Raw genomic sequence first — 17,484 nt, 5'->3', positions numbered from 1 at the left:
GCACCGCCGCGCGGGACGCGGAGGGGGCGCTGCGCCCGGCGGTGGCCCGGCCGCGGTCAGTAGTGCTCCATCGCCTCGTCCAACGCCGTGTTGACCGCATCGGCCCAGCGCTTGAGGCCTGCCGGCTCCTTGGGCAGTTCCAGCAGGCCGGGGGCGTCGGGCTCCGGCGTCTTCGGGCGTGGCCCGTGGGCGGCGAGGGCGTCGCCCGGCAGGTCGAGGTGGAGCAGGAGCGCCGCGCCCGCCCCGCCTTCCCACCGGGCCAACGCGTCTAGTTTCGCCGCCTGTTCGGGCGTGAGGTGCGGTTTCACATAACGATCGAGGAACTGCTGACGGCCCATCCGCTCGCCGCCCACCAGCACGTCGTCGCCGTCGGCCGTCAGATGGACGGTCTGCCGCTGGTCGTCCGGATCCGTGTCCTGCGCCGTCAGCAGCGCGTCCCGCATGGCCTGCTGCTGCGCCTCGTTGGCCTCGCCGTAGGGGTGCGGCGGGACGTACCAGCCGGACTCCACCCGGATCGCGCCGGGTCGCACCCCGCCGACGCCGCGCAGCACCGCCTCGGGGCTGAAGCGCAGCTGCAGCGCGTCGTTCAGCGTGAAGGTCCCCTCGAAGACGTTCTTCCCGGAGATCTTCGGCTTCCCGAAGGCGTCGAACGTGCCGTACGTGGCGATCTTCACCACCACGTCCACGGAGGTCGGCGTGTGCCGCTGCCAGTGCACGGTGCGGTCGATCGAGCTCTTCTGCACCGCGACCTGGCCACCGGAGTCGTTCTCCAGCGTGTGCGTCACCGACGAGGACGCGGCGAACGCCTGCTTGACGCCGTGGAAGCTGCCGCTGACGCCGCCGCCCAGCTTGCTGCCGACGTTGTCGGTGTGCGCATCGATGTCGTTCTGCAGGTCGTAGTCCGCCCGCTCCCCGGTGCCCTGGTGCCAGCCCTGCGACAGGCCCAGATCGCGGGGCCGGAACTCGACGGTGAGCTGCGCGTGGGTGTGCGTGGCCACCCCGCCCTCCGCGGTGATGCGCACCGGGAACGTCGCGGTCTGCGTGGTCGGCGTGCCAAGGCCGGTGCGCGCCATGTGGCGGGCCAGCTCCCGGGCGCCGATCAGCTGCTTGAGCTGCACATGGCCGCCGTGCCGGGGGTCGGCGAACACCTTGGGCGTGCCGGGGTGCGTGGCCAGCTGCTCCATCAGATCGGTGAACAGCGTGTGCCCGGCCTTCTCGTCCATGTCCACCAGCACGTCGTGGCCCAGGAACTCGTGGGACGTGATGGGGGACATCGGGGTGGGCGCGCCCTCCACCGGGACCGGCAGTTCGGACCGGGGGACGAAGACCTCCTCGTGGACCGGAAGGACGATCCGGTGCGGTTCCTTGCGGCCGGGGGCGAACAGGGTGGCGACCTTGTCGACGCCCGCCCCGATGAGGTGGGCCCTGCCGAGCAGCAGCGCGTCGACCAGCTGCGAGGCGTGCGTGAAGCTCTCGACGGACAGCGTCAGGTGGGCATCGGCCTCGTAGACGAACAGGTCCTCCGCGCCGGTGGTGTACGCGTCGTGGCGGCGGACCATGACGCTGGCGTTGTTGGCGACGCCGTCCCCGGTGGTGCGGGTGAAGGACGCGGACACCGAACCGCCGCCCCCGGGCCCGCTGCCGCCGGCGCCCAGCGTGATGCCCTTGCTGTGCTTCCGGGAGGTGCTGAACTGCTCCTCCTGGCGGGTGTTGGACTGGATGTAGCGGGAGAGGACGCCGTGCGCCGACTTCCCGGTGAAGCGGGCCGCCTCCGCCGTGTCCCGGTCCATCCGCAGGTGGACGTCGACCCGGTCGTGGTGGCCGAAGCCGTCGAGACGGATCTGCAGGGTCAGTCCGGTGTCGCGCAGCAGGCTGGACAGGTTCCGCAGCGAGGTGCCGTCGAGAATGCTGTCGGCCATGGACTTCATCGTTCCGGCCGGGGTGTTGAGGGTGTGCAGCGGGCCGAGGACCTGCGGCGCCGCCTCGGACAGCAGCGTGACCAGCTCCGTGAGCACCCGCTGCGAGAGCGTCGGGTGCAACACCGTCTGCCGCTCGTCCGGCCCCCGCGTCCCGTCGAGGTTCCCCTGCCGCTCCAGCTCCTCCCGCTCGTCCCGGTCCTCCCGGCTCTCCTGACTCTCCTCGTGGTTCCCGCCCGGCGCCCGGTTCTGCTCCCGCGGCCCGCCTGCGGGGTCGTGGACCGGCACGGGCGTGAGCCCGGTGGTCATCGACAGGATCGGCAGCTTCTCCAGTGTCGGCGGCACGCCCGCCTCCTGCGCCGACTGCCGGGTCAGCACCGGACGCTGGATCGTCGCGCCGCCCGGCACGTACAGATCGGTGCTGAGCCCGTCCGCCTTCCAGGTGCCCAGCATGTTGTCCCGGGTGACGGCGATGTTCAGCCGCCAGACGACGTCCAGGGAGTGGTACTCGTGCGGCACGTCGATCGAGTAGAACTCGCCGGGATGGGTGTCGTCGATGTCGATGACGGTCCGCCCCTTGGCGCGGCTCCAGGTCTCCGCGTAGCCGAACGAGCCGCTGCCGGCGTTGTCGCCCCGCGTCCCCTCGTAGGCCATGCCGCCGTTCGACGTGAACGAGTTCGTGCCGGAGATCTGCGTCTTGCGGGTGTGGCGGAGCATGTACTCGGTGAGGCCGAACGAGGACAGCTCCTGCGTCCCGGTGCTGAGCGGCTTCTTGTTGCCGGTGACCGCCTGCGCCATCAGATACACCTGCGTGTCGGCGAACTGCCCGCCGATCACGAACCGGCCCGGCAGCGTCTTCGCATCGCTGCTCAGCGCCCCCTTGAGCTGGTCGGTGGTGATCATGTGCTGGAGGTACGAGACGACGTACGGCGGTATGCGCAGCTCGGACAGCAGCTCCGCGGCGGCCCGCCGGAGCGCCTGCGCGTGCCGCACGTGATCGAGGCGGTCGTCGGGCCGCAGCCGCTCCTGCGTGAAGCCCTCGGGCAGCGCGATGTCGGAGAACGTCATCGTTTTGCCGTTCCACACCGGCCGCTGCGCCCGCTGCGGGACCGGCGGCGGACCGTCGCCCGAGCCGTCGGCGTGCGCGATCAGCGGCAGATCGGTGAGCGACTTCGGCACCAGGTACTGCACCCCGCCGGTCGGGGTCGTGACATGCGGCGCGGACGTCTCGGACTCGGCCCCGGTGACCTTCTCGGCGTACACCGACACCTCGTAGCGCGCCGGGTAGTGGTCGTGCCACATCGTGCCGGACGCGTTGGTGCCCTGGTGGGAGAAGGCGTACGTCGTGATGCCGTTGGTCAGCGAGACGTCCCGGGAGCGCCCGAAGCTCAGGCCGGGCGGCGGCGTGAATGTCACCCCGCCGCCGCCCAAGGACATCGAGAAGCCGAACGAGAGGGACTGGCCGTTGCCGACGGACTCGGTCGTGGCCAGCCAGTTCCAGTGGGTGGGCCATTTCTGGACGGTGGCGTCCTCGACCGGCAGCCGCCACGGCGCGTCGGTGCCGTCGCCCGTGTGGCGTTCGCCCTTCACCGTGAAGTGCAGCAGCAACTGCGTGCCGCTGTTGCCGCGCGGCCCGAGGAATGTCAGATGAATGCCGTCCCCGAACATCTCCCCGGTCTTGCGCGACAGCTCGTTCGCATGGAACTGGATCTCCAGGAAGCGGTTGAGCTGGTCGAGGTGGCGGGTGCGGTGCTCGGGCGTCGGATGGGAGAAGCCGACGTCCCTCTCCGCCACGACCGCCTGCCTGCGGAAGTGGTCGACCAGATGCGACAGCCCGGAGACCCCGAACCCTTCGTACAGCCCGAACGCCGGCGGGTTCGGCGGCGGCACCGTCCTCATCAGGGGCGGCAGCACCGGCCGGCCCGCGGCCTTCGCGAGCTGGTACTCGAAGTGGTCCGCCAGATGCTCGGGGACGTGCACGACCAGCCGCACCGGCACGGCCTGCGGCGGCATCGCCGGCGCGCCCACCTCGGTGAGCGTCGCCTCCATCATGAGGTGCACCTCGTACGGGACGCTCTTCCCGTTGAAGCGCACGGTCTCCGACGTGCCGCCGGTGTTGCCCTCGGTCAGCGACGCGGAGTTGTTGCTGCTCAGCGCGAAGGAGAACGGGACCGACAGCGACGGGGCGTCCTCGGAGAGCTTCGGCCCGACGGTGAGGTCCACGCCGAAGCTCTTGCCGCCGCCCTGTGAGGTGGTGTGGAACAGCGAGTCCCACATCCGGACGTTGTTCGCCAGCCCCGCCTCGATCGCGTCGCCGGAACGCTTGAGGGACAGGATCTCGGCGCGGACGTCGGAGACGTAGTGGTGTCCGTTGCTGTGGACCGACGGCAGCCGGGTGGCGCTCAGCATCCGGGAGAAGTTGGCGATGGTGCCCATCTCGCCGAACCAGTGGTTCAGGAACGCATGCGCCCGCGACCCCTCGCCCATGTGCGGGTACGGAGCCGTCAGCCGGGTGACGAGCTGCTCCTGGCCGCTGCTCTCCCGGACGAGGAAGAACATGTCCTGGAGCGCCCGGGCGACGCGGCTGCGGTCTTCCGGGGTGTGCGGGGCGATCTCCCAGTCGTGGCTGGTGTGGTTGGCCTCGTGGCTGGTCAGCTCGTGCGGGAAGGCCACCTCGACCGGTACCGGCCGGTGGAACGGCGGCTGGTCCCCGGGGGACTTGGGGACGCCGTACAGGATCGTCTTCACGGTGGCGTGCGGGAACGCGAAGTGTTCCTGCTTGCCGTCGAACACGAATTCCGGGCGGTCGTAGGAGTTGTGGAGGAAGCTCTGCCCGGCGGAGGCGCTGGACGAGCCGCTGAGGTTGACGGCGAAGCTCAACGCCGCGTGCTCGGCGGTGGGCTGGAACGACGTGGTGCTGGTCACCGAGCGCGAGTTGGAGGTGGTGTGGGTGCCGCCGTACTGCCGGTTGAGGATCGCCTCGCGGTGCCCCACGACCTTGGCGCCGTACGGCAGCGGCCGGCTGACCTGCTCGTGGACCAGATGAATCGCCTCGTTCCGGGACAGCCCGTCGAGCCAGACCTTCATCCGGTACTTCGACTGCCGGTCGTCGTACAGATCGAGCAGGAGCCCGTCCTTCGACAGCAGCTTCCGTACGAGCAGCTTGCCGTCGGGGCTGGAGATCTTCTGCCACATATCGGCGGCGAGCTTGTTGACCAGGGCGTTCTTGTGGCCGGGCGTCAGTGTCGTCCCGGTCTGGTCGACGGCCGCCCGCACCAGTGAGGTCAGCGAGGCGGGACGCGGCCCGGGCACGCCGATCGGGATGTCCCCGATCCGCACCAGCGACCCGAACTGCCCGAGCGGATGCTGCCCGCCGTCCCCGAACCCCCGGGGGACCTGGGGGCCGTGGACGGGAGGGAGGGGTGAGGCGGGGGTGGGGTCCGGGGTGTTGTCGGGATTCCCGTCCTGGTGGTGGTTCCGGTCGTCGTCGGGGTTCTCGTTGGGGTCGTCGTTCCGGTTCTCGTTCCGGCTTTCGTCCCGGCTCTCGTCCGGGGTGTTGTCCCGTTCCTCGTCCAGGTTCTCGTTCCGGCTCTCGTTACGGTCCTCGCCCCGGTGTCCGTTCCGCTCCTCGTCGGGGTTGCGGTGGGAATCGTCCGAGGTCGGGCGCGTGGGGTTGTCGATGTGGAGGCGGCGCAGGGAGCCGGGGGTGTCCTCGCCCTCCCAGTGCATCAGCTGGTGCAGATCCGCGTTCTGTTCGGCGGTGAGCTGCGGGCGGACGTAGCGGTCGAGGAAGTCCGCTTCGCTCAGGCGCTCGTCGCGGACGAGGACGGTGCCGTCGCCGCCCGAGGTGACATGCCAGGTGGTGCGGTTGTCGGTCGGGTCCGTGTCCTGGGCGGTGCGCAGCGCGTCGAGCATGCCGGCGGTCTGCCGGTCGTCCCCGGCGTGGTGCGGGGCGAGGTACCAGCCCGAGTCGACCTGCACCGCCGCCTCGGTGACGCCGCCCACCTCGCGGACCACCGCCTCCGGCGAGTACCGCAGTTGCAGCATGTCGTCGAGGACGAAGCTGCCGTGGTAGCCGTCGTCGCCGGTGACGGCGCCGAGGCCGACCTTGTCGGCGGAGCTGTCCGCGGTCAGCTGGATGTCGACCCGGAGCTTCGCGGGGCTGTGGCGCAGCCAGTGCACGGTGCGGTCGATCGACTCGGTGGGCATCGAGGTGAACCCGCCGCTGTCGTGTGTCTCGGTGCGGCCCTGCTTGAACTTGCCGGTGAGGCCCTGGGTCATCTTGTTGCCGGTGGCCGCGAGGAAGTTGGCGGTGCTGCCGCCGCCGATGCTGCGGTCCTTGCCGACCGCGTGCGACTGGGTGTTGTACTGGTAGCGGTAGTCGGAGCGCTCCGAGGTGCCCTTGGTCCAGCCCTCCGGTGAGCCGAAGTCCAGCTGGGTGAAGGTGAGCCGCAGCTTCCCGTAGGTGAGCGTGGTGACACCGGCCTCGGTGGTCAGCCGCGCGCCGAAGTCGCTGGTCACGCCGAGGCCCGAGCCGTGCAACTGCCAGGCCAGCTCGCGGGAGTTGAGGAGCTGCCGGAGCTGCTCACGGCCGGCCTGCCCCTGCTCCGCGAACTTCTTCGGGGCGCCGTCGTGCTTGCTCAGCTCCTTCATCAGATCGTCGAAGAGCTTCCGCGAGGACGACTCGTTCATGTCGACCAGCACGCCGTGGTTGCGGAACTCGTCCTTGCCGATCGGCGTCGGCTTCGGAGTAGGCGTCGGCTGCGGGGCGGCCGTGTGCGCGTCCTGGTTCCCCGTCTGCCCGTCCTGCTGCTCGTTGTGCTGCTCGACCTGCCGGAGCTGCTCCGGGGAGAGCTCCGAGCGGGCGACGACGACTTCCTCCCGGACCGGGATGGACAGCGTGCGGGTGCCGTCGTCGTTGTTCCTGATGTACTTCCACACGGCTTCGGCGCCGCCCTTGATCGCATCGGCCTTGCCGCCGGTGATGGCGCTGACCAGCTGCGACGCATGGCTGACGCTCTCCACGGTCAGTTCGATCGAGCTGTCGACCTCGTAGACGTACAGGTCCTCCTCGGCGGTCGTGTACGCATCGTGGCGGCGGATCATGATCGCGTCGCTGTCGGAGAGCGTGGTGCTGCGGCCGAATCCGACGGAGAGGGACGGCGAGGCGCCGTCGCTGCCCTTGCCGCCGGAGCCGCCACCGCCGAACGAGCCGGAGTGCTTGACGGTCTGTGAGTGCGCTTCCTCGGTGCGGATGTGGGACTGGGTGTACCGGGAGAGCACGCCCTTGGAGACCTTGCCGGTGAAGTGCGCGCCGTCGGAGCCCCGGGTCAGCTGGGCGACGACATTGGTGTACGTGTGGTGGCCGAAGCCGTCCGTCCGCATCCGGAAGTGCAGGCCGGTGCCGCGCAGCACGCTGCTGGTGCTCTGCAGGGAGCGGGCGTCGAAGATGCTGTCGCCCCCGGCCTTCGTCATGGTGCCCGGTTTGCGGTAGTCGTGGTTCTTCCCGAGCGCGTCCGGCGCGTACTTCTGGAGCAGCGTCTCCACCGTCGTGAGGATCGAGGACGACACCGTCGGCGTCGATCGGCCGGGCGCGCCGTTCCCGTCCTGGCCCGTCGTCGAGGCGTCGCTCCGGGGGGACAGGTCCGTGGTCATCGCCGTCAGCGGCAGCTTCGTCAGCCGCTCGGGGACCTTCGCCTCCGCCGCCGTCACCTTGGTGTACTCGGGGCGCAGATACGACACACCGCCCTCGACCTGGACGTCCTTGACCAGGACCTGCGGCGTCCCCCACGTGCCGAGCATGTTGGTGTCGCGCTGGACGACGCTCAGCCGCCAGATCACGTCCGCCTCGTGCTGGCGGTGCGGCAGCGTCTGGTCGACGAACTGGCCGGGGTGGATGCTGGTCACCTTGACGGTGGAGGTGCCGCTCGATGTGGCCTTGCCGAGGGACCCGTCGCCCGAACCGCCACCGGATTCGTCACCGTTCTCCCGGGAGCCGCTGAGCGAGCCGCCCAGCCCGCGGGAGTTGGTGATCACCGTCTTGTCGGTGCTGGTGAAGCGGCTCATGGCCTCGTCCAGCGTGAAGTTCGACAGCTCCTGCGTCTGCGCGAAGCTCTTGTCGTTGACGGTGATGGCCTCGACGACGAACTGCACGTTGTTGTCGGTGAACGTCTTCTCCCGGACCAGCCGCCCGGCCGACGACTGCGCGTCCCGGTTGAGGATGCCCTTGAGCTGGTCGGGGGTGAGCAGCTTCTCGACGTAGGGGACGGCGTCCTGCTTGGGGATGCCCGCCTGCTCGAAGAGTTTCGCCGCCTCGCGCTGGAGGTCCAGGGCGCCGTGGACGTGATCGATGCGGTCCTGGGTGCCGATCCGGTTCTCGGTCATGCCCTCCGGCGTCGTGAGCGGCGGGTAACTCTTCTTCCTGCCGACGGCGGTCGGCTCGACGTCCGTGACGGTGACCTGGTGCTTCGGCTGCGTCTCGGGCGTCTGCTCGGTGTGCGTCTCCTCGGTGTGCGTCTCCTCGGTGGGGGAGTGCTCCTCGACCGGCAGCGACTTCGGGACCAGGTAGTCGGCGCGGCCGTTGACGGTCTTTTTCACCGGCGGCAGCTGATCGTTCAGCACCTTCGTACCGGAGACGTGCTCGACCTCCACGGTCGTCTCGAAGACCACCGGGTACGAGTCGTGCCACATCTCGCCGGAGGCATTGGCACCCATGTGGGAGAAGCCGTACGTGGTGATGCCGTCGGACTGGGAGTGGTCGCGGCCCCGGGAGTAGAACGCGTCGGCCGGTGTCATCGCGAACTGGTCGGTCACGTCCCCGGAGAGGGTGCCGCCGACGGTGAACGACTGGCTGGTGGTGTGGCCCTGGGAGTCCTGGAGCCACGACCAGTTCGTCGGCCACTTCTGCACGGTGCCGCTGGCGACCGGCAGCCGCCAGGCGTCCGGCTGCTCGCCGGGCCGGGCCGGGCGGGCGGTGACGCCGAAGTGCATCAGCAGCTGACCGCTCTCGCCCTTCGGGCTGCGGAACGTCCGCCGCACGCCGCCGTTCATCACGTCGGGCGCCATGTGGGACAGCTGATCGGCGTGGAAGTGCGTGGTCAGGAACTCGCCCAGGGCATGGCGGTGCTCCTTGCCCCGGGCGGCGCTCTTGTGCCGGAAGTCCGTGCGCGATTCCAGGTGCTGGGCGTCGCGCAGGAACGTCGACGGCAGGTCCTCCAGGCCCTGGAGCCCGAAGACGCTGAAGAGTCCGCGGGTCGGAGGCTGCTTCGGCGGGGTGTGCTGCTCCCCGGAGCCGTGCCGCTGGTCCGAGGCATCCTCCCGCGGGACCTCGGTGATCTCGTCGGGGTCCTCCTCGGGGCGCTCGTGGACGGAGCGGGTGTCGTCGTCGCTTTGGTGAGCGGCGTCGTTCCCGGGGGCGGGCGTCGTGTGGGTGGTGTCGTCCCGGCCCTGGACGACCTGGCCGCCGTCCTTCCGGGCCACGTCCGCGAGCTGCTGCTCGAAGTGGCCGGTGAGGTGCTCCGGGACGCGGATGATCACCGTCACCTCCCGGGTCTGCGAGAAGTCCGCGCTCCCCACCGGATTGAGGCCCGCCTCGACGTTCAGCTTCAGCTCGTACGGCACGCTGGACCCGTTGAAGCGGGTGGTGTTGGACGTACCGCCGGTGTAGCCCTCGGTCAGCGACGCCGAGTTACTCGTACCGAAGCTGACGCCGATCGGGAAGGACATCGGCAGTGCCTCGGGGCCGATGACGACGGTCAGGTCGGCGGTCTTGCCGCCGCTCTTGGAGTCGGTGTGGAACACCGAGTTCCAGTCGCGGGTGTTGCCGGCCAGGCCCACCTTCGTCGCGTCACCGACCCGGCGGACGGAGGTGACCCCGGCGCGCGCCTCGGCGGCGTAATGGGTCCCCTTGTGGACGGTGGAGGGCAGCAGCGTGGAGCTGAGCAGCCGGTGGACGCTCCACAGCATGCCGTGCTCGCTGAACCAGCTGTCCAGCATCCGCGCCGGCCCCGACTCCGGGCCCACCGACGCGTACTGCTGCTTCAGGGCGGAGGCCAGCGACGACTGGCCGTGGCTCTCCTGGGCGATGAAGAACATGCCCTGCAACGCCCGCGCGAGCTTCTTCCGCGCCGCGTCCGAGGAGCCGCTGTGCACCTCCCACGGGTGCTCGGTGTGGTTGGCCTTCGGATCGGTCAGCTCGGTCGGGAACGTCACCTCCAGGGTGTCCTTCGCGCTGTCCGTCCAGCGCCGTCCGTCGCCGCCCCGGCGGATGTCGACGGTGAGCGTGGCGCCCTCGAAGCCGAAGTGCTCCCGCGTGCCGGCGAGGTTGATCTCCGGGCGGACGTAGGTGTTGGTGAGGTTGCTGTGCCCCTTCGACGCGCCGGAGGAGCCGGTCAGCGTCACCTTGGGCTTCACGCCCACGTCGTTCACGGTCGTGGCGTGCGAGGTGGTGGCCGACACACTGCGGCTGTTGCTCACCGTCGAGCTGTCGCTGACGTTGTAGTTGACCGCCGCTTCCCGCTGCCCCTTGTCGCTCTCGCCGAACAGCAGCTGCCCGGTCGCCTCGCTGTTCCTGGCGGCGCCGGGGGCCGGGGTGGCACCTGGTGCGGGGCCGCTGTGCGGGGGCGGCGCGTTGAGGTGCTGTGCCGCGTCGCGGTGCACCTCGCTCAGCTTGAGCGTGACGGAGTACGTGTTCTGGAACCGGCCCACCGGGACGCGCAGCTTCAGCCCGCCCTCGTCGAACAGCTTCCGGGCCAGGATCTGGCCCTCGGGACCCGACAGGTCCTGCCACAGCTGAGCGGAGAGCTTGTCCGCCAGCCGGTCGAGGTTGGCGGGCTTCGGCTGCTTCTTGGCGGCGTTCGGTCCCTGGGGGTGGTCGAGCGCCGACCGCACCAGCGTGTGCAGCCCGTCGGGGCGCCGGCCGCCCGAGCCGAACGCGATGTCCCCGAACCGGTGCACCCGCCCGAACTGGCCGAGCCCGTACCGCCCGTCCTTCCCGAAGCCCTGCGGCACCTCGACGACCTGCGGCGGCGTCGGCGAGGGATCCTGCCGGCCGTCGTTCGGGTCGTGCCGGTCGTTGTCCTGGCCGTCGTGCGGAAGGGGATCGCTGTGCCGGGGGTCCTGGTCCTGCTGCTCCGGCTGCTGCCGCTTCTCCGGCTGTTTCTGCTCCTCGTGCTGCTGCTGTTCCTGCTTCTCCTGCTGCTCCGGCGGGTTCTGCGGTGCGTTCTCCTTGGACGATCCGCTCTTGTCCTGGGACGAGGTGGGCAGCGGGCCGCCGGTGTCGTGCGGGGTTTCGGACATGGTCTTGGCCATGGCCTGGTAGTGCACGCTGCGGTCCTCGTAGAACACGTACAACGGCGGGGCGTCCGGGTTCCAGGCGAGCGGCTGCGGAGACTGGAGCACCGGGGGCGCGCCAGGTATCGGTGACGGCACGGTGGAGATGAGGGTGAGGTTGGCGCCCTGCATCTCGGGCAGGGTGGTCAGGAGCTGCGGCAGGTATTCGGCGAACGGCGAATTCCACAGGTTTTCCCTGCCCTTGGCCGCCTCCCGGACAAGGCCCGCGATCCCCAGGTCCCGCGCCTTCCGCGGGCTTGGTGCGACGTGCCGCAACCCTTGGTAGTTGCTGTGGGCGAGCAGCTTCTGCCACGCCCTCTCCTGAACCGCCGCGCTGCGGTGGGCCAGCCCCTTCTTGATCTCCTGCTGGAGCTTGTGGACATCAGCCGGCTTGCGGTCGCCGTGGGGATGGGTCCGGTGGTCGAAGACATCCTGCAGCACGAGGTCGACGGGATCGAGGACGGCGTCGTACTCGGCCAGCTTCTGCGGGTTCTCCTCCAGGTCCGTGGCCAGGCGTTTCCGCAGCCCCTGCACGTCCAGCCCCCGGATCTCGGGCAGCACGTTCTGGTGATACGCGCCCACGAGGACCGAGGCGAACAGGCAGTCGCCGTTGCCCGGGATGTTCAGCACCTGGTACGGGTCGCCGTCCACGGTGTGTTCGGCGATGGCATGACGTTCCCTGGTGACGAACTCCGGCGGAGTCATCGGAGCCGGCCCCTGATTCTGCTCGGTGAGCGTGGTCAGATCGCCCCACTTGCTGCCGGACGGCTCCGGCGGCGCCTGCTTCTGCGGCTCGGGCACCGGCTTCCGCTGCCCGTGCTGTTCCTGCTGCCCGGACTCCTGCTCATGCTGCCCGTGCTGCTCAGGCTCCGGGTGCTGCTTCTGCTCCGGTTCCTTCTTCTCTTCTTTCTTCTCTTCCTGCTGCTGCCCGGGCTCCTGCTGCGGGGGCTGCTGCTCCTCCTGCTTCGGCAGGTGCTCCTGCTGCGGTGTCTGCTGTGGTTCCTGGGTCTGCGGTTTCTGGGTCTGCTGTTCCTGCTGCGGCGTCCGGTGCTCGTCGGTGAGCTGCTCGGACGAGTCGGACGAGGTCGGGGTGGTCGCCGGCTGCTTCGGGGTGCCGTCGGACTGGTTCTCGGTGGCCGTGGCCGAGTCGTTGGCGGAACCGGTGTCGTCGGTGTGCGAGGACGTGGCGATCTTCTGCGGCTCGCCGGTCGCCTTCCCGGACGTGTCCTCGCCCGATGTGTCCGTGTCCGTCTGCTTCGGACCGTCCTCCGTGTGCACGGTCTCCTGCGTGCCGCTGCGGTGATCGGAGACCGGCGGGGTGGTGCCGTCCTTCCCGGTGCCGTCCTTCATCCCCTCGGACTTGGGCGCCGTCTGCGCCGTCTGCGCCGTCTGCGTCGGCGAGGTGTGCTGCTGGCCGGTCGTGGAGTGCTGAGAGCCGCTCAGGACGTGGGCCTGGGCGGCTGCCGTGTTCTGCAGCTCGCTCTCGTGCCCGGACGGCGACCGGTCGTTGCCGCTCTCCCGCAGGTCGTCGTCGGTCGGCGTGGTGCGGGTGTCCTGCGTGGTGTGCGAGGTGGCCGCGGGCTGCTGGTCGGTGGCGTTCTCCGTGCCGTTGAGCGCGTCGTCGTTGACCGACTCGTCGTCGTTGACCGAGTCGTTGTCCGTGTCGGAGATCGCGTCCTCGTAGTGCGAGGGCGCCGGGGGGCGGTTGTTGCCGTCGTCACCGCCGTTGCCGCCGCTACTGCTGTGGTTCGCGATGTTCTGCTGGGAGGTGTCCTGCTGGGACGAGGAGGGCGTGGCGGTGGCGTTCGGGCCGCCGCCGGAGTTCTGGTCGGACGCGGTGGGCTGCTGCTGCCCGTCGTTCGGGGGCGGGGTGGTGTCCGTCGGTGCGTTCTGCTGGCCGTCGCTGGAGAGGGCCGGCGGGACGTACGTGTCCGGCCCGGTGGCGGGGGAGTGGTCGACGCCGGTGGTGGGGAGCGGGCCCGGGGTGTTCTTGACGGCGTTGGTCAGGGCGGCGAGGCCGGAGGCGCCGCCGACGGTTCCGGCGTGGGTGGCCGCCTGGCCCGCCGCGGCCGAGGCGCCGGACACCGGTGTGACGCTGAAGCTCTTCTCGTCGGAGAAGAGCAGGTTGAAGAAGCCCTCGGAGAGATACGCCTGACCGGTCACCGCACCGGTCGCGCCGGCGAAGTGGCTGGTCTTGACGGCGACGTTGTCGTGGTGGTCGCGGATCGCCTTGAGGGTGGTGTCGGAGAGGTTGGTCAGCGACTGGTGCACGGCCGGGTTGAGGTGCTGGCCGCCGCCGTTGTCGAGGACTTCCTTGAGCGCGGGCCTGCTCTCGTTGCCCCAGTTCTTGGCGAAGGCGTTCCCGTACTGCTTGCCGAGGTCGCGGGCGGCCTGTTCGCCCAGCGTGTCCTTGAACGTGTGGGCGAAGAGGTCGCCGAAGTCGTCGCTGATCTTCTTCGTCGCGCTCTCGCCGACGCCCTTGCCGGCCGCGGAGCCGCCGAGCGGACGCAGGAGGTCGTCGGCGTTCTTGGTGATGATGTTCTCGACGCCGTCGGCCAGGCTCTTGGACGTGGTGTCCGCGACCGTGTCGGTGGCGATCGACAGATCGTTGGTGATCTGCTTGCCGACGTTCTTGGCCACCGGCCCCGCGAACAGGTCGGACAGCTTCTGGCCGACCTTGCCGCCGAGCAGCGACAGCGGCCCCTCCAGCAGCCCGTCGAGCAGACCGCCCAGCGCCGCGTCCTTCGTCAGGTTCACGTCCCAGGCGTCGCGGTGGCCCTTCGCCATCTGGATGCGCTGCGCGAGGGCGTCCAGGACCGTGCCGATGGACTCGTTGAGGACGACGTGCATCGCGAGGTGGTCGAGGAGGGAGCGGAGCAGGCGCTGCAGGAAGGTCGAGGCCTTGAACTTGATCTCGGGGATTTCCTCGAACTGCAGCATGGCGATGGCGATGACGATCTCGATCAGCATCTCGGTGATCTGGAGGATCGCCATGATCTTCATGTACTCGATGTTCACCGAGGACGACTTGGCCATCTTCTCCAGGCCACCGGAGAGTTCCTGACCGGCCCGGATGTAGTTGCGCTCGCCGGTGGTGAACTCCGAGAGCGACTTCGCGTACGCGTCGGCGGTGTCCCCCGTGATGCTGTTGCGGACCGTGTTGACGGCGTGGACGACCTGCTCGGGCAGCTCGTCCAGCTTCTGGCGGATCTGCCCGTAACCGTCGCCCAGCTCACGCAGCTTGTCCTCGTCCGCATGGGTGAAGTCCTGGCCGGTCAGCGCGATGAACCAGCCGCGGCCCTCGTCGGATATCTGGAGGCTCACCGGGTCATCCGCTGCTTCAGACGGTGGGAGGCGTCGATGTTGTCCTCCTCGGCGTTGGCGAAGGACTTCTGGGTGCCGAAGGTGTCCTCGGCCGTCTGCTGGAAGGCCTTCGCGAGGTTCCCCAGCAGGCCGTGGAAGGCTTCGGCACCGGGCAGGAGGGTCTTCCGCAGCTGCTCGGACGTCTCGTCGCCGGAGCCGCACGCCTCGTTCACCAGCAAGGAGACCGCTTGTGTCTGCTTCGAGATCTCCAGGACGATCGCGGACAGCTCGTCCGTCTGCGACGCACCATGGTTGATCCCGCTCAGATCGGCAGCCAGATTCTCGGCCACGGCCGTCTCCCTTCGTCCCCGTCACATCCGTCGCACACCGGCGGCCCGGATGGTGCCGCCGTACGCCGTGCCGCACGGCTGTCCCGTGCGGCACGGCAACTTTCCGTTCCGTTCCCCGCTAACCGTGCTGCTGGCCGGGGAGGGTGCCCCGGGTGAAGGCGGTCAGGAGGTCGTCCAGGGTGGAACGGCCCTCGGACAGCGCCTTCATGTCGAGCGTCTCGGGCAGATGCGCCGCCATGGTCCGCCGCTTCGCCTCGGCGGCGTCCTCCTGCGCCTGCTGCACCGTCTCCAGCAGCACCTTCGCCAGCTCCGCCGCGGCCATCGAGCGGTAGCGGGTGCTGTGCACCTTGACGCCGGTCACCCGGCCCCGGGCGTCAGCCGTGACGCTGAGCAGATGATCCTTGGCCGTAGCCGTCACGCTGACCGTTTCGAGACTCTCCCGCGCCGCCTTGGCCTGGACGCGGGCCACCTCCAGACGTTCCAGGGCGTCCTCCATACGGCCCAGCAGCGGGTTGCCATTCATCGGTCTCTCCCTGATATGCGGTGTCGGCGAAGAGTTGGGTGCCCGGACGGCCGAGCACGGTGGGCGCCAGCTCCGGGTCGGTTCCCCACACGGAGGCGTCCTCGGCCAGCCAGGTGGTGCGCTCCCGCTCCTGATTCTCCTGGCCCTTGCCGCCGCCCATGCCGTTGGCCATCGGCGGGAACAGTGGAACACCCGAACCGTTCTTGCCGCCGGACGACGAGGTGGAGATCGGGCCGCGCACGCCGGGTGCGCCGTTGGTGCCGGCGGAGCCGTTCGAGGTGGTCTGCAGCCCGCCGGTACCGGACCCGGTGCCGACGCTGCCGGGGCCCGTGTGGGAGGTGCCGGAGGAGAGCCGTGGCGGGGTGTAGTTCTTGACGTCGTTGGGCATCCACCGCTTCAGGTCGGTCTGCCCCGGGCGCGGCGGCTTGTACGTGGAGTTCTTGCCGCCGTTGTGGTTGCCCTTGTCGTAACCGGTGTACGGATTCTTCCGGTTGACGTCGGTCTGGCCCGGGTGCGTCATACCGGCCGGGTTGCGCAGGTACGGCGGCACGTAGTGGTTCGGCTTGTCCGTGTCGGTCTGGCCGGGCGAGAGATCGCTGCCGTTGCCGAGCCCGTTCTTACCGCCGAGCCCGTTGGTGTCGGTCTGGCCCGGGGAGAGGTCGCTGCCGTTGCCGAGGCCGTTGGCATCGGTTTGGCCGGGGGACAGATCCGTGCCGTTGCCGAGTCCGTCCGTGCCGCCGAGTCCGTTGGTGTCGGTCTGGCCCGGGGAGAGGTCGCTGCCGTTGCCGAGGCCGTTGGCGTCCGTCTGCCCGGGGGACAGGTCGTCCCCGTTGCCGAGTCCGCTGTCGCCGCCGAGTCCGTCGGCGTCGCTCTGGCCCGGGGGGAGGTCGCTGCCGTTGCCGAGTCCGTCGGCGTCGCTCTGACCGGGCGGCAGGTCGCTGCCGTCGCCCTTCCCGAGGTCCTTGTCACCCCCGGTGCCCGTGCCGTCACCGGTACCGGTCCCGTCGCCCTTGCCGTCACCGGTGCCGCCCGGCGGCGTCTGGGAGCCGTAGCCGCCGCCGTTGATGGCGTTCTCGATGCTCGGCGGGACGGGCTTCAGCGTCAGCGCCGCGTTGTTGTACGCCTGCGACAGCTTGACGTGGACGTCGTTGACCATGCCGTTCAGATACTGCTGAGCGGTCTTCAGCCACAGGTCCTTCGCATGCTGCTCGATCAGGTCCCAGGTCCCCTGCTGATCGACGTAGCCCAGCTCGCCGTACTCGCTGTGGGTGAGCTTGGTGGTGCCCAGACCGCCGCCCGGGTTGTCCTTGTGGTCGACGTTCAGCCCGGACAGCACCTGCTGGAGCGCCCCGGCCGGCGACCACGTGGGCTGGGAGCCCCAGGTGCTGTAGATCTGCTGCATCTGGTCGACCGCGGCACGCAGCCCGTCGCGCGCCTGGGCGACGGCGCCGAGATAGCCTCCGTTGCCCTCCGGGCCACCGGTCAGCGTGTTGATCTCCTCGAAGGCGCGGGAGAGACGCAGCAGGACGTCCGCGAAGGCCGAGGAGGCGGAGCCCTTCCAGCCGCTCTCCGGGTCGTCCATCTTGGCCCGCCACTGGTCGAGGCCGATGTGGAAGTTGTTGAAGTACTGGATGGCGGCCTTGAGCTGCTGCTCGGCGTTGGTGAAGCTCGGCAGCGAGGTGACGTCGGTCCCCGAGCCCGCCAGCGCCTGGATGACGTGGAAGGACCCCATGTTCAGCTTGGGCCACGCCGAGTCCTTGCTGTCCGGACCCTGCTCCTCCTCGCCCTTCATCGTGATGCCCGCGGTGCGCGACAGCCCGCGGCCGTCGTCGTAGCGCGTGTACCACTGCGCCTTGAACGGGTCCTGCCCGAGCGCGAAATTCCAGTACGCCTTCGTCCAGCGCGGCTCCGTCACCGCCTCCAGAGGCGGGATCGGGTCGATGGCCGTACCACCCGGCAACCCCTTCGAGAAGAAGGAGTTCAGCAGTTCGGGCCAGGTCGTGGGGTCGGCCATGGGGGCTGCTCCTGCGTGAGATGCGGTCGGGGACGGGGAGGGGGACGG

Annotated in this window: 4 protein-coding genes; all 4 read right to left on the bottom strand. The window is 69.8% G+C overall.

Going from position 1 to position 17,484, the window contains the following annotated elements:
• Positions 1 to 56 precede the first annotated feature (56 nt).
• The gene (locus ABT345_RS25485) at positions 57 to 14,570 is read right to left on the bottom strand and encodes a WXG100-like domain-containing protein (protein ID WP_345092145.1); all 14,514 of its coding nucleotides are present in this window, start codon (positions 14,568 to 14,570) and stop codon (positions 57 to 59) included.
• Positions 14,567 to 14,899, bottom strand: a complete 333-nt coding sequence (locus ABT345_RS25480) for a hypothetical protein (protein ID WP_345092142.1) — start codon at positions 14,897 to 14,899, stop codon at positions 14,567 to 14,569. Before ABT345_RS25480 ends, ABT345_RS25485 begins: the two co-directional genes overlap by 4 nt.
• A gap of 118 nt (positions 14,900 to 15,017) precedes the next feature.
• On the bottom strand, positions 15,018 to 15,368 hold the full coding sequence (locus ABT345_RS25475) for a YbaB/EbfC family nucleoid-associated protein (RefSeq protein WP_502965934.1): 351 nt from the start codon (positions 15,366 to 15,368) through the stop codon (positions 15,018 to 15,020).
• Positions 15,274 to 17,436, bottom strand: a complete 2,163-nt coding sequence (locus ABT345_RS25470) for a hypothetical protein (protein ID WP_345092136.1) — start codon at positions 17,434 to 17,436, stop codon at positions 15,274 to 15,276. Before ABT345_RS25470 ends, ABT345_RS25475 begins: the two co-directional genes overlap by 95 nt.
• Positions 17,437 to 17,484 lie beyond the last annotated feature (48 nt).

The organism is Streptomyces sp. NPDC000404 (assembly GCF_040300365.1).
In the GTDB taxonomy this organism is placed as follows: Bacteria; Actinomycetota; Actinomycetes; order Streptomycetales; family Streptomycetaceae; genus Streptomyces; species Streptomyces ramulosus.
Note: the sequence above shows the minus strand (reverse complement) of the source record. Positions and strands in the feature narration are given on the sequence as shown.